The sequence below is a fragment of the Larsenimonas salina genome, assembly GCF_023736155.1.
Lineage (GTDB): Bacteria > Pseudomonadota > Gammaproteobacteria > Pseudomonadales > Halomonadaceae > Larsenimonas > Larsenimonas salina.
The window spans coordinates 320375-336363 of record NZ_JAMLJJ010000004.1; the positions used below are offsets into that span (position 1 = coordinate 320375).

General features: G+C 56.9%; 11 protein-coding genes. 5 read left to right on the forward strand and 6 right to left on the reverse strand.

Annotation, left to right across the window (positions count from 1 at the left end; all coding sequences use genetic code 11):
• The first annotated feature begins 76 nt into the window (after nucleotides 1–76).
• Nucleotides 77–2998: an MASE3 domain-containing protein gene (locus NAT23_RS10420; RefSeq protein WP_251928040.1), complete on the forward strand. Its 2922-nt coding sequence runs from the start codon at nucleotides 77–79 to the stop codon at nucleotides 2996–2998.
• A 562-nt stretch (nucleotides 2999–3560) separates the two neighbouring features.
• Nucleotides 3561–4586, forward strand: coding sequence for an ion transporter (locus NAT23_RS10425; RefSeq protein WP_251928042.1), 1026 nt, complete (start codon nucleotides 3561–3563; stop codon nucleotides 4584–4586).
• Here NAT23_RS10425 and NAT23_RS10430 read toward each other — a convergent pair.
• Entirely contained in the window at nucleotides 4568–5410 is an 843-nt protein-coding gene (locus NAT23_RS10430) for an SDR family NAD(P)-dependent oxidoreductase (RefSeq protein WP_251928044.1), read from the reverse strand. The two genes, NAT23_RS10425 and NAT23_RS10430, sit on opposite strands and share 19 nt — an antisense overlap.
• A 162-nt stretch (nucleotides 5411–5572) precedes the next feature.
• Here NAT23_RS10430 and NAT23_RS10435 point away from each other — a divergent pair, with 162 nt between their 5' ends.
• The 3 genes from NAT23_RS10435 to NAT23_RS10445 all read left to right on the forward strand — a co-directional run bounded on the left by NAT23_RS10435 (nucleotide 5573) and on the right by NAT23_RS10445 (nucleotide 10443).
• Complete coding sequence (locus NAT23_RS10435) at nucleotides 5573–7933, forward strand: FdhF/YdeP family oxidoreductase (protein WP_251928046.1); 2361 nt, start codon at nucleotides 5573–5575, stop codon at nucleotides 7931–7933.
• A 121-nt stretch (nucleotides 7934–8054) separates the two neighbouring features.
• Entirely contained in the window at nucleotides 8055–9305 is a 1251-nt protein-coding gene (locus NAT23_RS10440; RefSeq protein WP_251928048.1) for an EAL and HDOD domain-containing protein, read from the forward strand.
• Nucleotides 9306–9447: 142 nt separating this feature from the next.
• Nucleotides 9448–10443, forward strand: a complete 996-nt coding sequence (locus tag NAT23_RS10445; RefSeq protein ID WP_251928050.1) for an acyltransferase family protein — start codon at nucleotides 9448–9450, stop codon at nucleotides 10441–10443.
• Between the two features lie 105 nt (nucleotides 10444–10548).
• On the opposite strand, the gene NAT23_RS10450 is transcribed toward NAT23_RS10445, so the two are convergent.
• The 5 genes from NAT23_RS10450 to NAT23_RS10470 form a co-directional block, all read right to left on the reverse strand.
• Nucleotides 10549–11664 (reverse strand): 5-(carboxyamino)imidazole ribonucleotide synthase, encoded by a 1116-nt coding sequence (locus NAT23_RS10450; protein WP_251928052.1) that lies wholly within the window; start codon nucleotides 11662–11664, stop codon nucleotides 10549–10551.
• Nucleotides 11665–11715: 51 nt separating this feature from the next.
• On the reverse strand, nucleotides 11716–12204 hold the full coding sequence (purE, locus tag NAT23_RS10455; protein WP_251928054.1) for a 5-(carboxyamino)imidazole ribonucleotide mutase: 489 nt from the start codon (nucleotides 12202–12204) through the stop codon (nucleotides 11716–11718).
• Nucleotides 12205–12325: 121 nt separating this feature from the next.
• Nucleotides 12326–13213 (reverse strand): hypothetical protein, encoded by an 888-nt coding sequence (locus NAT23_RS10460; RefSeq protein WP_251928063.1) that lies wholly within the window; start codon nucleotides 13211–13213, stop codon nucleotides 12326–12328.
• A gap of 63 nt (nucleotides 13214–13276) precedes the next feature.
• On the reverse strand, nucleotides 13277–13987 hold the full coding sequence (locus NAT23_RS10465) for an extensin-like domain-containing protein (RefSeq protein WP_251928065.1): 711 nt from the start codon (nucleotides 13985–13987) through the stop codon (nucleotides 13277–13279).
• A gap of 227 nt (nucleotides 13988–14214) precedes the next feature.
• Complete coding sequence (locus tag NAT23_RS10470) at nucleotides 14215–15879, reverse strand: BCCT family transporter (protein WP_251928067.1); 1665 nt, start codon at nucleotides 15877–15879, stop codon at nucleotides 14215–14217.
• Between the last annotated feature and the right edge of the window lie 110 nt (nucleotides 15880–15989).

Here is a 15989-nt window from a genome sequence, read left to right on the forward strand (position 1 = left end):
TGCAGCGCTTTCACTAAGCAACAATAGGTTAATTTAGATTACAATCATCTGATCCCATACGACCAGGGCTTTAGGCATGCACTTGATCGGCCATCTACACACATTCAGTTTCCGACGATTTTTTTTAAATGACCGCTATACCCTGCTCACACTGGGTCTTTTGGCGGCGCTGCTTGGGTATAGCCAGATTTCTTCGAGTTATGCTGCCTGGCGACCGATGCACTACCTGAGCCTTCATACGCTGGTTGAAATGGCCTCTATTATCTTGGCACTGATGGCAGTGGGCGCCCTAATCATGGGCTATCAGCGACAGATTCCCAGGGCAATCGTCCTGATGGCAACGCTTTATGGTCTTTCTGCACTGTTCGACCTCTTGCACACGTTGACCTTCCCCGGTATGCCCGCCTTTCTGGGTCAGCCGGCCTCGATGGATTTAACGCTACGCTACTGGATACTTGGTCGATTCTGCTCGGTAGGTGCGCTCTTGATCGCGGGATTTGCGGGCTCGGCCCTGTGGCCTGCGCGAAGCCGTTGGTATGGCTGCGGTTTCGGCGCGCTCTTTTTCATGACGACCTGTCTCATCATCATGCAAGACACGGCCTTGCCGGTGCTTTACGAAAACGGCAATGGCCTGACGACCCCCAAGATTCTGGTCGAGTGGGCCTTCGTGGTGGCAAGCCTGTGTGCTGGCGCCCTTCTTTACGTCAATCGCCAGTTAGCGAGCTTTGTCGATACTCATCAGCTTGCGGCAGCGGCCTGGATCACAGGGCTTTCGGAAATCTGTTTCACGCTTTATGCATCCTCCTACGACGGTTACAGCCTCATCGGCCATGTCTATAAGCTGATTGCTTACGCTCTGGTCTTTCGGGCCACCTTTCTTGCAAGTCTCAAGCAACCATATAGCCAACTGGCTCAAGCCAAGCAGACGCTCGCCCATACGGAGCAACGCTGGCAATACGCCCTTAATGGGTCGAAAACCGGTGTATGGGACTACGACGTTTTGAAAAACGACGCCTATCACTCGCCTCAAACCCACCGCATGCTGGGCCATACCAATCTGGAAATTCTAAACGGACCGGCCGAGCATATATGGGCACAGGTGCATCCTGACGACCTCCCCGGCCTGAAGCAGGTCTGCCATAGACACCTCTATGATGGCGCACCTGCAATTCACCACGAATACCGGCTTCTCGATGCCCATGGCCACTGGGTATGGGTTGAAGCTCATGGCCAGGCCATGGAGCACGATGACCAACACCAACCGCTTCGTGTGGTCGGTACGATCACTATCATCGATCAACGAAAAGAGCAGGAGTGGCAACTCGAACAAACGCAAGGGCGGCTTCAAGCCATGTTCGATGCCTCCCCTCTCGGGATGGCTCTGATCGATTCAGAGGGCACTATTCAGGAATCGAATTCCGCCATGGCCGAACTCTTTCCTCATACTCAGGCGCCCTTGAAAAAAGCCAGGCTGTTCAATGGCCTTGACGGCAAGGACGTTCGGCGGCTGCTCGTTGACTGGCGAGAGTACATCGCGCCTCCGAGAGAGACGTATCTTCCGGTGACGTTTCGACGCGAGTATCAGTTGGATACCGCAGCAGGCTCAAACCGCTGGATCGAATGGAATCTACTGGCGCTGGCCAATGAGCCGCTTTATCTGGTACTTGTCGAAGACATCAACGAACGTCGCCACGCAACCGATCTTTTGACCGAAAACGCAGCGCTTTATCAGGGCATTTTCGAAAGCGGCAACGCCATAAAACTGCTGATCGACCCGGTTCATGGCGCCATATACGATGCAAACCCACTGGCCGCGGATTATTACGGCCATGACCTCTCGACCCTTCGCACAATGACGATTCAGGCGCTCAGCGGGGAACCCGAAAGCAACGTCAAACAGCGTCTCATGCAGGCACAGTTGCACTCGATTCTGCAGTTCGAGACCACACACCGCACGGCTCACGGCGAATACCGCGCCGTGGAGGTGCATATAGGTCCCGTGCGTATCGAGGGGTACTTGCTGATGTTTTGCATCGTGCATGACATCGAAGACAGAAAACGTGCCGAACAGGCACTCAGCAGGGCCAATGCGCGCCTAAAGGCCCAGGGCCTCAGTCGAAAGCAACTGACGTCGCTTAGTAAACGAATGCATGGCGCAACGACATTCGATGATCTCGCCTCGGTCATCGCGCACGACATACCCTTTTGCTTTCCGGGCACCCAAGGTGTCCTTCACCTGACAATCGAAGAGCTGAGTGACCCCATTGAGCGTGAATGGGCGCCTGAAAGACCTATCAACGTCACATTTACGGTGCTTGAGGACATCATGATCGGTGAGCGGTGTATTGGCTCACTCGAGCTCGACACCCCACTTGAGGACGCGGTCGACCAGGAATGGCTGCAGCAGTATGCCCGCGACTGCATCAACTCGATGATTCTTGCAGTCTTGAATCTAAGGCTTCTTGAACGCCTGCATCAGGAAGCTTACCGGGACCCGCTGACCAAGCTCTACAATCGCCGTCAGCTTGACAGCGAGCTTCCGACTCGACTGAGCGCTGCTTCTGACACGTCGCCACTGACACTGGTCTTTCTGGACATCGATCACTTCAAGACCTTGAACGACACCTATGGTCATGACATGGGCGATGAAGTGCTAAGGCGCCTGGCAGGCATGATCGAGCAGTGCCTTGGCGCGGCGGATATGGCCTGTCGCTTCGGCGGTGAGGAGTTCGTACTGGTCATGAGCAATGAGTCCATGGCGGGAGCATACAAAAGAGTCCAAAGTCTTCTTGATGGAGTCATGTCAGAAAAAGTGGCGTCAAACGGCCATATGGTGGAGGGATTCAGTTTCTCGGCCGGCATCGCTCAAGCCACGCGACCAGCGCGTAACCCTGCCATTTTGATCGAGCACGCCGACAGCGCGCTCTATCAGGCCAAGGCACAGGGGCGTGCCCGGATCGTTTGTGCGACTGAGCATCCACTGTCTTACAGTCGCTGAAGGCTCACACGGCCTTGGGCATCTTCTCAAAATACGAGCGACTATAGATGACGGCTTGGCTCAGGGCTGACCAGAGCCATTTATCACTCCCGCCGCGTTGACGTCGGATGCGCCGTACTGCGCGGAGAAGGCAGATCCTTGTACTCATTCGCCATGCGTGAGGAAAAGCGACGAGGGTACAGACTCAAGCGCTCGTTTTGACAGAACACCCGCTGTTCCGACGTCTGCCAATGGCAGATATAGGCCGATCCCGAAGAGGAACGCACGCTATTGGTTACCTTTGTCATAAGCATCCCGCTAATGTTTGGATATTGTTGTCGTCCTGTTTTTACTTTAGCGAACACTGTGCTCTTTGAAAGTATCAGCTCTCCCCTTTTTTAATGCGATCTTGTCACATAAAGAGCCTCTCATATTCCATGCAACTATACTTCCACCGCAGTATCACTCGCTGATACCAGCCAATACGCGATAGTTGGTGCTCTTTAACGCGATAGTTGGTGTTCTTTAGAGCGGTGCGTGTCTAGACTGGCGTCTGATCAGTTTACGCATGAAAGGAGCTTGCATGGCTACAACCACGTCTCAGCGGGACAGACTTCACGCCTGGTGGGATACATTCATCATTGTCGTGGTTGCGCTCAACCTGCTGCTGATCCTGTTCGACAGCCTATACGGTCTGGCCCCGGTCGCTTCATTAATTGATAGCGGTCCGGCTTGGCTTGCAGAGAATGCGCGCTATCTGCACCAGAACTTTGTGACCATCGACCTCTATTTCGTCGCGTTTCTGATTCTTGATGTTCTGGCCGGCTGGCTGGTCGCCATTCGTGAGCGTCGCTACCACCGCTGGTTTTTCTACCCCTTTATTCACTGGTACGACGTGCTGGGGTGCATCCCGGTAAGCGGCTTTCGTTTACTCCGTGTGTTGCGTGTCATCGGCCTGGCAGTGCGCCTTCAGCGCATGGGCGCCATCGATATTCGCCAATGGCCAATCTACAACTTCGTGCACAAGTACTATCAGATCCTGATGGAAGAGCTCTCTGACCGAGTTGCAGTCAAGCTACTGACCAATGTGCAGTATGAACTGACCAACAATGGCGAGCTGGTCGAGCGCATTACCAACGATGTTTTACTGCCCCGCAAGGACGCCCTGGTAGACGATCTGGCCGACCGGGCCAGCCGCTTGATCCTTACAAGCTACGGCAAGCATCGTGATGACATTTTGGAGGCGGTCGATTCCGTCATTGCAGGTAGCGTCTCGACCAATCCCGATATTGCCAAGTTGCGGCAACTACCGATGGGTGATCAGATCGCCAAGGGCCTGGAACGTAGCCTTGCCCAGGCGCTTATCGGCCTGATCGACAGCGGCGTACGCCAGATCAATCAAACGGGATCGAGAACGCTTGCCAAGGAGCTTCTAAGCAGCGGCTTTGACGCCTGGATTGAAGACTCCACCCACGCCAACCGAGAGGTCGAGCAAGTCATGGTTGAGGTTATCGAGGTCATCAAGCACCAGATTCAGACCCAGCAATGGAAGTTTGAATACGGCGTCGGCACCCACGATAACGACCGGGATCAACGCAACCCGAAATAGCGACGGAACACCCAGTCTCGCAGCCGGGCAGGAACGGCGACCATGAGTGGCAGCAGCACACCGCCGTTGCCCACTCGAATCAGTGCGGGACGGCGGCGCTTTTTAAGTGCCTTGATCAGCCGGGCGGCAAGCGTACTGGCCGGCGTCGAGGACAACAGCTCGGAAGAAGCCGCACGCCGGTCAATGCCTTTTTTATAGGCCTGCCAGGCCGAGTGACTGGACTGGCGCGCGGCCAGCTCAGAACGTGCCCGCTTGCCAAACCGTGATTCGATCGCGCCTGGTCGAACCAGAATGACATCGACGCCGAGCGGGGCGAGCTCCATACGCATGGCATCGTTCAACCGATGAAGCGCTGCCTTGGATGCACAGTACACGCCGCCATAGGGCGAGCTTACCTCCCCCGCCACACTGCCTATATTGACCATCACGCCGCGCGCCGTGCGCAGCAGAGGCAGGCACGCCTTGGCCAGTAGAATCGGGGCGAACACATTGGTTTCGAACTGATCTCGAAGCGCCTTTGCCTCGAAATCAAGTACCGGCCCCATGGCGCCGAATCCGGCGTTGTTGATCAGCAAATCGAGCCCTCGAGCCTTTGACGCCGCCGAGTCACCAAGCGATGCGATCAGCGCGTCGATGCCGTCTTTATCGGTTACATCCAACAGAACAACCGTTGCCCCCAAACGCTCAAGCGTGGCTTTATCCTCATCACGGCGTACCGTCGCGATGACCTCATAGCCCGTGTCCAATAGCGCGCTCACCAACGCCTGCCCGATACCACTTGAGCATCCGGTAACCAGCGCTCGAGGCGCATTCAACTGACTCATGCCGTCGTCCCCGCTCTATTTTCGATACATAAGCATCTACTGTTCGCGATACATCAGATGCCCAACTAAGGTTAACGAACTACCGTCATCTCGCGAATATTTCGCGTCGCCGTACCCGTAAGGGTATGGCGTCTTCTTACGTCTATTGCATAGAGGTGCCTCATGGACGAGACCTCCACCACCTTTTCAAACGACCTTCATGGCACTCAGGACCACGCGTCATCCCCCGGTGGCGGCTGGCTTGCCTTGAAAGCGGTCGAACAACACATGCTGCGCCAGCATATCCCCTTCAAGGGCAACCAGCTTCTTTTAAAGATGAACAAGCCCAATGGGTTCGACTGCCCGAGCTGTGCCTGGCCGGACCCGGCCAAACCGCACATGGCCGAATTTTGCGAAAACGGCGCCAAGGCCGTCGCATGGGAAGCGACCCATAAGCGCACAGGGCCTGAGTTTTTTGAAAAACACACGGTCACCGAGCTGCTCGAGTGGTCTGACCACGCACTGGAAGACCAGGGCCGCCTGACCCATCCGATGCGCTACAACGCCGCATCCGACAAGTACGAAGCCGTCGAGTGGGATCAGGCCATCGCCGAGATCGGGGCTGAATTGAAGGCCATCGACGACCCCAATGACGTGGAGTTTTACACCTCGGGGCGCGCCTCAAACGAAGCGGCCTTCATGTTTCAACTGCTCGGACGCCTCTACGGCACCAATAACTTTCCCGACTGCTCGAACATGTGCCATGAGACCACCACCGTCTCCCTGCCCATGAGCCTGGGCGTCGGCAAGGCCACGACTACGCTCGATGATTTCGACCACGCCGACGCCGTCTTCATCTTCGGCCAGAACGCCGGCACCAATAGTCCGCGAATGATGGGCGAGCTTTTCAGCCTTGTTCATCGGGGCGGCAAGGTGGTGACGTTCAATCCGCTTCGCGAGAAGGCGTTGGTCAAGTTCGCAAACCCTCAAAGTCCGGCCGATATGATGCGCCCCAACGGCACCGACATCAGTAGCCAGTACTATCAGTTGCGAATCGGGGGTGACATTGCAGCCATTCAAGGCATGTGCAAGGCCTTGATCGAAGCCGATGACGAGGCCCAGGCGCATGGCGAGAAGCCGGTACTCGACCACGAATTCATCGAAGCGCATACCCATGGATTCGAAGCATTCGTCGACTATTGCAGAGGGCTTTCCTGGCACACGCTCGAGGCCCATTCTGGTCTTGCTGAACATGAACTGAGAGACGCCGCGGACACCTACCGCCGCAGCGAGCGCGTTATCGCCTGCTGGGGCATGGGCATTACCCAGCACCGTTATGGCGGCGATGCGATTCATCAGATCATCAATCTGCTGCTCTTGCGGGGCAACATCGGCAAGCGTGGCGCCGGAGCCTGCCCGGTACGAGGTCACTCCAACGTTCAAGGCGATCGAACGGTAGGCATCTTCCACAAACCGACCGAAGAGATGCTTTCAGGTCTCGACAAGGCCTTCGACACCACCTGCCCGCGTGAACACGGCCACGATGTAGCGCTTTGCTGCGAGGCGATTCTGCGCGGTGACGTCAAAGCGTTTGTTGGCCTTGGTGGCAACTTCTTTCGCGCCATTGCCGATCAGGAGCGTGTAATGGCCGCAACGCTCGACAAGCTTGACCTGACCGTTCAGATCTCGACCAAGCTTAACCGAAGCCACCTGATTCATGGCAAGAAGGCCTATATTCTGCCGTGCCTTGGCAAAACCGAGCGCGACATCAAGGCTGGGCTACCCCAGGCAAGTACCGTTGAGGACGGCATGTGCATGGTGCACGCCTCGACCGGCGAGCTTGAGCCGGCCTCTTCTCACTTGCGCTCGGAGGTCACGATCATCAGCGACATCGCACGTGCCACATTGCCCGTTTACCCCAAGGTGGACTGGGCCTGGATGAGCGAGGATCACGACCGCATCCGCGACAAGATCGAGGCCGTGTTTCCTGATGTCTTCACGAACTTCAACGAGCGCATCAAGATGCCCGGTGGCTTCCATCTCTATAACGCCGCCCGAGAGCGGGTGTGGCTTACCGACACGGACCGGGCCAACTTCCTGTTCGATGCCGCGCGACTGGACTCAAGCATGTCCGCGCCCGAGGCGACACACTTTCAGCTGTTGACGACCCGTGGTCATGACCAGTTCAACACCACCGTCTACTCACTGGATGATCGCTACCGCGACATCTACGGCACACGGATGGTGGCGATGATGAACCCGGACGACATGGTGAAACATGGCCTGGAGGCTGGCAACAAGATCGCCTTTTCAACGGTTGCAGAAGATGGTATCGACCGTCGAGTGGCCGGCTTTCGAGTTGTGCCTTACGACATTCCAAGCGGGTGTATCGCAAGCTATTACCCCGAAACCAATCCACTCATTCCCATTGGCTACCGGGATGAGCGCAGCAACACCATTGCTGGCAAATCGGTTCCGGTCACCATTGAGTTGATGGACACCCAGGAAATAGAGAAGCAGACCGGTTTGCTCGCGACGGGGTAATCGAACGCGACACGGTATCTGAAAAGCGCGCCTTAAAAGGCGCGCTCGTGCATCGTATAAAGTAATTTAAGCTAACGTCGATACAAGAAGAGCACCCCTCGTTCAAGCGTAGGAACTTTGAATGCTCGCCTCGACGCCACCAGGTTCACCGTCCTCCAATATCCTCTATGCGCGTCAGCCGATTTTTGATCGCGAAGGATTGCTTCACGGGTTTGAATTCCTGTTCCGGTATGCCGATGGTCAAAGTCTTGCATGTGGCACCGACGCCCATCAGGCCACCTGTACTGTTTTACTCAACGCCTTTCTCGACACCTCCATTGAACATGCCTGCGACGGTACTCGTGCCTACATCAACTTTACCGAGGAAACGCTCAAGTCCGAGCTGCCCTTCGACACACGCCATCTCGTGATCGAAGTACTCGAAGGCATTCCCCAAACCGAGGTTATGGTCGAACGTCTCAAATACTATAAGGGCCTTGGTCATACGCTGGCGCTCGACGACTACGCCCTGAAGGACGCCAACCATGCCTTCGTGCCGCTGGTGGATATCATCAAAGTCGACTTTCCAGCCTATGACGATGACATGGCGCTGTTGCGCGTGGTTACCGCGCTGAAGCGGCGCAATCCGAGGGCAAAACTTCTGGCAGAGAAGGTGGAAACCCAAAAAGACTTCGAGCTTTGCCGACTGGCGGGCTTTGATCTTTTTCAAGGCTATTTCCTGGCGCGCCCAACGCTGATCGAAGGCAGGCACCGCCTGGTTCAAGGCACTGCCGCCTCAAGCCTCGAGCTTCTTGCGCTGTTCCAGGAGTCCGATGTGCACGCAACCGAGGTCGCTCGCATCATTCAGCAGGACCCCGTACTAAGTGTTCGCCTTTTAAAGCTGGTCAACTCGGCGCATCACCAGCGCTCGACCGAGATCGCCTCGATAAAGCAGGCCATTATCCTGCTGGGGCTCGAACGCATTCGGCAGCTGGCCTGCCTCATGGCCCTTGCACAGCTCAACGTCAGTTCAGCACTTCCCAAGCTGGCGCTGACTCGCGCGTTTTTTTGCCAGAGCCTGGCGGCCGCTCACTTTGCCGAGAGCATCAGCGACAGCGCGTTCACGGTGGGCCTTTTTTCGTATCTGGACGCCTTTTTCAAGACCCCGCTCACCCACATTCTGGACGCCCTGCCCCTGCACTCAGACATCACGCGGGCCCTGACTCATCATGAAGGCACGCTTGGGCTCTTGCTTGAGACAACGCGCTATTATGAAAACGGTCAGTGGAGCTCTATCCGCTGGACGACCCTGCTCGACCATGGCATCACCCCCGACCTCATCCACAGCGCCTATATGCAGGCTCTGGAAAGCGCCAAGGTGCCGCTGCTTTAAAGCGCAGCTCACCGCCTTTCGTTTGAAGACATCAGCCACCACGACGTAGCGATTTGTTAAAAACGCGCCTGCAACGGATAGGGTGGCGCGTTCAATGGTCATAGCCTTCGCTTCAACGACGAACGGCCATTGAGGAACCCACATGCTTGTTTCCGTGCAAGGACTGCGCGCCCTGGCGGCCTGGCTGGTCGTCTTCCATCACTTCATGCAGGTCTTTTTCGACTTCAAGGCCTCGACGCTGATGGGCCATCTGTTATCGACCCGCGGCCAGGTCGGCGTGGATTTGTTCTTTATCATCAGCGGGTTCGTGATCTACGTGTCCACGGCCGGCAAGCAGATGCCGACCACGACCTTCCTGATCCACCGCATCGCCCGCATTGCCCCCGCCTACTGGTTATTTACGCTGATCACTGCCGCAATCATTGCCTTTGCAGGCGATGTCATGCCGGTCTACGGCGTGAGTCTCAAGGAACTGGTCTATTCGCTGCTGTTTCTGCCGTCTCAGAACCCGGGCGGTTTTGGCCTCTACCCGATCCTTCCGGTGGGATGGTCGCTCAACTTCGAAATGCTGTTCTACACGATCTTTGCGCTGTCGTTCGCCGTCAACGAGCGCTATCGACTGTGGCTGGTGCTCGCGCTTGTCACCTTGATCTGCCCTATTCTTGCCCGCCAGCCCTTCGTCAGCAGCTTCTACACCGACCCCATGGTCTATGAGTTCGTCTTCGGCCTCGGCCTCGGCATGCTGTATCGAAAGAACCGCTTGCCCGAAGGCCTGTGGGTGCCCTTGGCAACCATTGCGATATCAACCGCGTTTTTGCTCAATTTCGACGACCAGACACCGTACCGCTTGTTCACCTGGGGCATCCCGAGCGTCTTGATCGTCAGCAGCGTGATCGCCATGGAGCCGTGGTTTCGAAGGCATCGATGGCTGAAACACATGGGCGACTGGTCTTATTCGGTCTACCTGGTGCACATCATTGTGCTTTGGAGCAGCGACTATCTACTTAGACAGCGGCTTGATTTGAGCCCCTACCTCACCTTTGCCTTGTGCATCCCGGCAATCATGGTGCTTTCTTGGTTGAGCTTCGAGCTGATCGAGAAACGGGTTTCGGGCTGGATCAAGCGTCGCCTGACCTGATACCGGACCATCGCTGCTTGTTTCGAAAAAAAAACGCCGCCCCGAAAACCGGGGCGGCGTTTTTATGAGGGAAATATCCTCACAGCCGATCTACAGACGTCTCAATCAGGGGCGTGCAAGAAACCGTGGCGCTGGCGCATCGGGCACGTTTGATCGTACTCGGTCGAGCCGCTCGAACAGTTCGGCATGATCCGGCGCCGTCAGATTGATATGGCCAATCTTTCGGCCCGCCCGCTCTTCCTTGCCGTAACGGTGCAGGTGGGCATCGGGCTCGCTCAGCACCGCCTCTGTATCGACGTCCTTGCCGATCAGGTTGATCATGCAGGTCGGATGCAGCGCTCGCGTCGACCCCAGCGGCAATCCCTGGATCGCTCGAAGATGGTTTTCGAACTGGCTGGTAACCGCGCCGTCTTGCGTCCAGTGGCCGGAATTATGCACACGCGGGGCCATCTCATTGGCAAGCAATGTGCCATCGGCGTTCTGGAAAAGCTCAAGCGTCAGAACGCCGACGTACTCGAGCGCGTCAAGCAGTGCCCGAATATACGCCTCGGCCTGGCGCTGCACTGCCTCGGACACATCCGGCATCGGCGCCATCGAATACCGCAGAATGCCTTCGTGGTGATGGTTTTCAGCCATTGGATAGAACGCGAGCTCTCCGGTTCGGCTTCGCACCGCAATGATGGACACCTCACGCTCGAACTCGACGAAGGCTTCCACCACAAGCTGCTGATGACCGATCGCGTTCCACGCATCAAACGCTTCATCGGGCGCGCGCAGCACAGCCTGGCCCTTACCGTCATAGCCTTCGGTCACGGACTTGGCAACCACCGGCGCCCCAAGCGCCTTTACTGCCGCTTCAAGCTCGGCGGCACTGCCGACCAGACGGTACGCAGGTGTTGGAATGGAAAGGCTCGAGAACAGCGCTTTTTCTTCACCGCGATGCTGACACACCTTCAGGGCGCGACTGGATGGAAAGACGGGCATCTTGGCTTCAAGCGCCTCAACAAGCGCCACATCCAGATGCTCGAACTCGTAAGTGATCAGGTCGGACGTCTCGGAAAACGTCGCAACAGCCTCCGAGTCACTGCCGGTCAGAACATGACCGATGTCGGCACTTGGCCGCCCGCCCGGATCAAGAAATGAAAAACGGTTGCCCAACGGATACCCCGCCAAAGCGAGCATCTGACCCAACTGGCCTGCCCCCAAGATCCCTATACGCATGCGCTTTACACCAGAAGCCGAAAAGTGAACATCAATAAATTTCAGAGGCCATTATACACGGGGATCCGGCGTATCGAGTACGGCCTGAGTCTGCTCTGCCCGAAACGCATCCACGGCGTCTCGCACTGAAGCGTCGTGCGTGCCAACGATCTGGGCAGCCAGTAGACCGGCGTTCTTGGCACCGGCCTTGCCAATCGCCAGCGTACCAACGGCCACCCCACCCGGCATCTGAGCAATGGAAAGCAGTGAATCCAGCCCCTTGAGCGACTTGGATTCCACCGGCACGCCAAGTACCGGCACCGGCGTTTGGGATGCCACCATGCCCGGCAGGTGCGCCGCGCCGCCAGCACCGGCGATGATGACCTCGAGACCACGCTCGGCGGCGCCTTTTGCATACTCAAACAGCAGATCCGGGGTTCGATGCGCCGAGACCACCTTGACCTCAAACTCAACGCCAAGCCGCTCCAGCATCTGGGTGGCGTGTTCCATTACCGGCCAATCCGACGTTGACCCCATGATGACTCCGACTCTAGGTGCCATGGCGCTTCTCCATTGATCAATAACGCACCGAGCCGTGCCTTGGATCAGCCGACTGGATGCCAGAACGTACAATTAGGGAAACGGCGCAGGATAGCGCTTAAACGGATGGGAGAAAAGGCGCTTAAAGGCACATGATGACCGTCAGTACGGCAAGCCCTGCAACTACCGCGGCCCCCCCGAGCGCAGGAAGAATCGAAGAGCGCGTCGCCTGCTCTGACGTTGCCAGGGCCCCGGTTTGATCATCACTTAGATAGGAAGACAGTCCGACAACCTGAGCAAGCATCTGACACGCCTGTTCGGGAGGCGTCATCGACTCAGGTTCGAACCAGGGCGCGGGCTGGTCGACACAGGGCTCGGGCAGCAGATACGCGCAGTCGCTCATGAACATGAGCCGATGATTGAGTACCGAATTCTCGGCAAGCCATTCTCGCCCGGGAAAGGTGTCGGGTAGATTGCCGGAATCCACGTGGTATTCCCGAAACGGTCGGCCGACCAGATAGTCGTGTTGACGCCCAAGAATCTGAAACCGGTACGGCTGGCCGTTGAATGTCACCCGAGCCAGGTAGGGAAAGGCGCTGTCGGAAAATGAAGGGGTGTAATCGGTCAGCTGGTTGCTGTTTTCGATGCGACAGGCCAGGGTGTCCCAGAGGCCATGAGTCAACCACTCGGTGGCAAACCCGTGATCGCTGTGCTGGTTCCAGGCCAGGCGCTGGGTGATCACCTGAATCAGGTAGCGATACATTCCCTCGGGCACCGGATAGCGCCCCGGCTGCAACGGCAGCGCCCCATGACCGGCCATACGCTCGGGGTCGAACCTCAATACCCCAAGAAGGCTGATGCGCGCCTCATGCTCATCGATGAAATAGAGCTTCAAGGGCGTCATGCACGACCTTGACGTATCCTGACTCACGACCAGCTCGCTCGGCACCTGTTTCGTTACCTGCTGAACGAACGCAGCCACTGTATCGAAATACGCACGGGGATAATGAGTGCCGGATCGCTTGATCATGGGAGCTACGCTGCATTTAAAGGGGTGGTACCGCTATAACGACCATCTGCGCATTTTTTTCAGCTATCGACAAAACCCATACCGGCGAAGGCCCATATGAAAGTGATTGCGATGCGCCTGGTTGTACTCGGGCCCGAGCACCGTGCCGAACACATCACAGGCCCCATCAAATGCCTGATGCCAAAACAGCCCCCGCTCGCCGTCATCACTCCATTCACGCTCGAGCGTCAATTGACGGCCATCGTCCAGCACCACACCCGCCAGGTCGAACGCATCGGCCGTGGCATGCTCGCTGCGCCGCCCTTCAGGCCGGTTGTACACGTTTCGACAGGCAAAGCTCCCGTAATGCACGACCTGGCGTACAGGGCTTCCAAGGGTTCGTTCGGCAATGGGCTGTAGCCGATGACGCTCGAACATCAGCCACCTGACCGCCAACGGGCAGCTTGCCAGAAAGGACGCATTGAACCGCACGCCGGTTTCAAATACGCGCGCGGCCCGCTCGAGCCGGCACTGACCCAACTCGAGGGGTTTTTGAGCCACAATGTTCAGCTCAGAGCTGTCGTTTTGCACCTGCGCCAGGGTTTCCCAGCATCGGTCGGCATCGCCTTCAAGCCGTGCCAGTTTCCACCGAGTCATCCAGGTGATCGGGTCCTTGATCGCAAGCGGGGCAAAGGGGTTGTAGGCGGGGGGGACCGGTGACCATTTAGCCTGTGCATACATGCCCCAAAACAGGACACCCATCAAGATGACGCCGATTGCCAATAGCCAACGCATAGGCTTTCCTCGCTGTTTAACACAGCATAGCCAAGGCACTGCGCATAAAAAAATCCCATGCAGGGCATGGGATTGGAAGGAGTGTGCTGTCTGACGTCACATCGGCGTCACAACAACGGCTCGAGTCTGGCGTCTCGAACACCGCTACATGTTAGCCTGCTAACGCTTAACACCCTAATAGCTAAAATAAATCGCTATAATTATCTATAGCTATCGGCATGCATTCTTTACGACTCCTGATCGCTTGAATGGCCGTTACGCTCGGTATTAATACGTCGATTGACGGTGCGCGGTGAGCGCTTGATGCGCTCGCCCACATTGCCGGACAGCTCATCGGCTTCAAAGATATCCGCACCCACCGGCGTTTCATCGTGGCGACGATAAAGATGCGTCAACATGGCCTTGCGGTCGCTTCTAAGCTCCTTGAGCAGCACGTACAGCATGGCGTACACGATAAAGGTAAACGGAAGCGCCGAAAGTACCGAGGCCGACTGCAGCCCCTTGAGTCCGCCTGCCACCAGAAGCGTCAAACAGATCGCCGCGATCAGAACGCCCCACACGATGCGCTTATAAAGCGGCGGATTGAGCGAGCCGTTATCCGTCATCTGAGACACGATGTAAGACGCGGAATCGGCCGAGGTCACCAGAAAGATAAAGATCAAAATCATCGCGATGAACGACAGCACGCCCGAAAACGGCATTAGATCGAACATCTTGAACAGCGCCGTGGTAATGTTGCTGTCGGTTGCTTCAGCAAGCTGCGCGCCCTGAAACAGATCCATGTGCAGCGCCGCGCCGCCGAACACTCCAATCCAGAGACACGCAAGCAGCGGTGGCACGATCAACACCCCAAAGACGTACTCCTTGATTGTGCGCCCGCGAGAAACCCGCGCAACGAACGTCCCGACGAACGGCGACCAGGCAATTACCCAGGCCCAGTAGAACACGGTCCAGGAGCTCGCCCAGTCCTCTCCGCCATAGGGTGACATGCGAAGGCTCATGCCAATGAAATTCTGAAGATAATCCCCGATGCCCATGGTAATGGTCTGCAAAATGGCGATGGTCGGGCCGGTGAACAGCACGTAGAACATCAGGCCGAGGCACAGCCCCATATTGAGATTGGACAGCCGCTTGATGCCCTTATCGAGCCCGGAGGCCGCCGAGGCCACGTAACACAGAAACATCGCGCCCATGATGATGAACTGCCACAGCATGCCCTCGGGAACCCCGAAAACGAAGTGCAGGCCACCGTTGATCTGAAGCACGGCAAGCCCAATGGAGGTGGCCACCCCCATTACGGTCGCAACGACCGCGAACACATCGAGCGCATCACCGACCCGACGCCCTTTTGGCAGCTTGGCCGTCAGCGGCGACAAAACGGTCGAGACCATACCACTTTGCCCTTTTCGAAACTGGGTGTAGGCGATGATCAAGCCAACGATTGAAAACGCCGCCCACTGATGCACGCCCCAGTTGAAAAACGCGTATTGGATGGCCAGACGCGCAGATTCCGGCGTCGTTCCATCGACGTCACCAAACGGCGGCGCCATGAAATGCATCATCGGCTCGGCCATGCCGTAAAAGACAAGTCCAACCCCGAAGCCGGCTGCCAGGAGCATGCTGACCCAGGAAAAGAAGCTGTAGGTCGGCTTGCTTTCCTGGGGCCCCAGGCGAATCTTTCCGTACTTGCTGAACGCAAGCGCCAGCAAAAAGATCACGAAGCCGAATACGGAGAAAAGATAGAACCAGCCAAAGATGTGGGTCACCCAACCCAGGGCGGCATTGGCGTAATTGCCGAACTGCTCCGGCATGAGCGCCCCTATCGCGACCAGACACGCGATGACCATCGCTGAGGTATAAAACACTCGATGGGATTTTTGAGTGGAAGCCATAAGCGTTGCTTGTCCTCCTGTTGTTATTTGTGGGTAGCCCGTCTGGCGATATACACCCGCTAAATGCCCCGACAGACGTTCCTATCACTTTGCCGCGCAGCCCTTTTCTT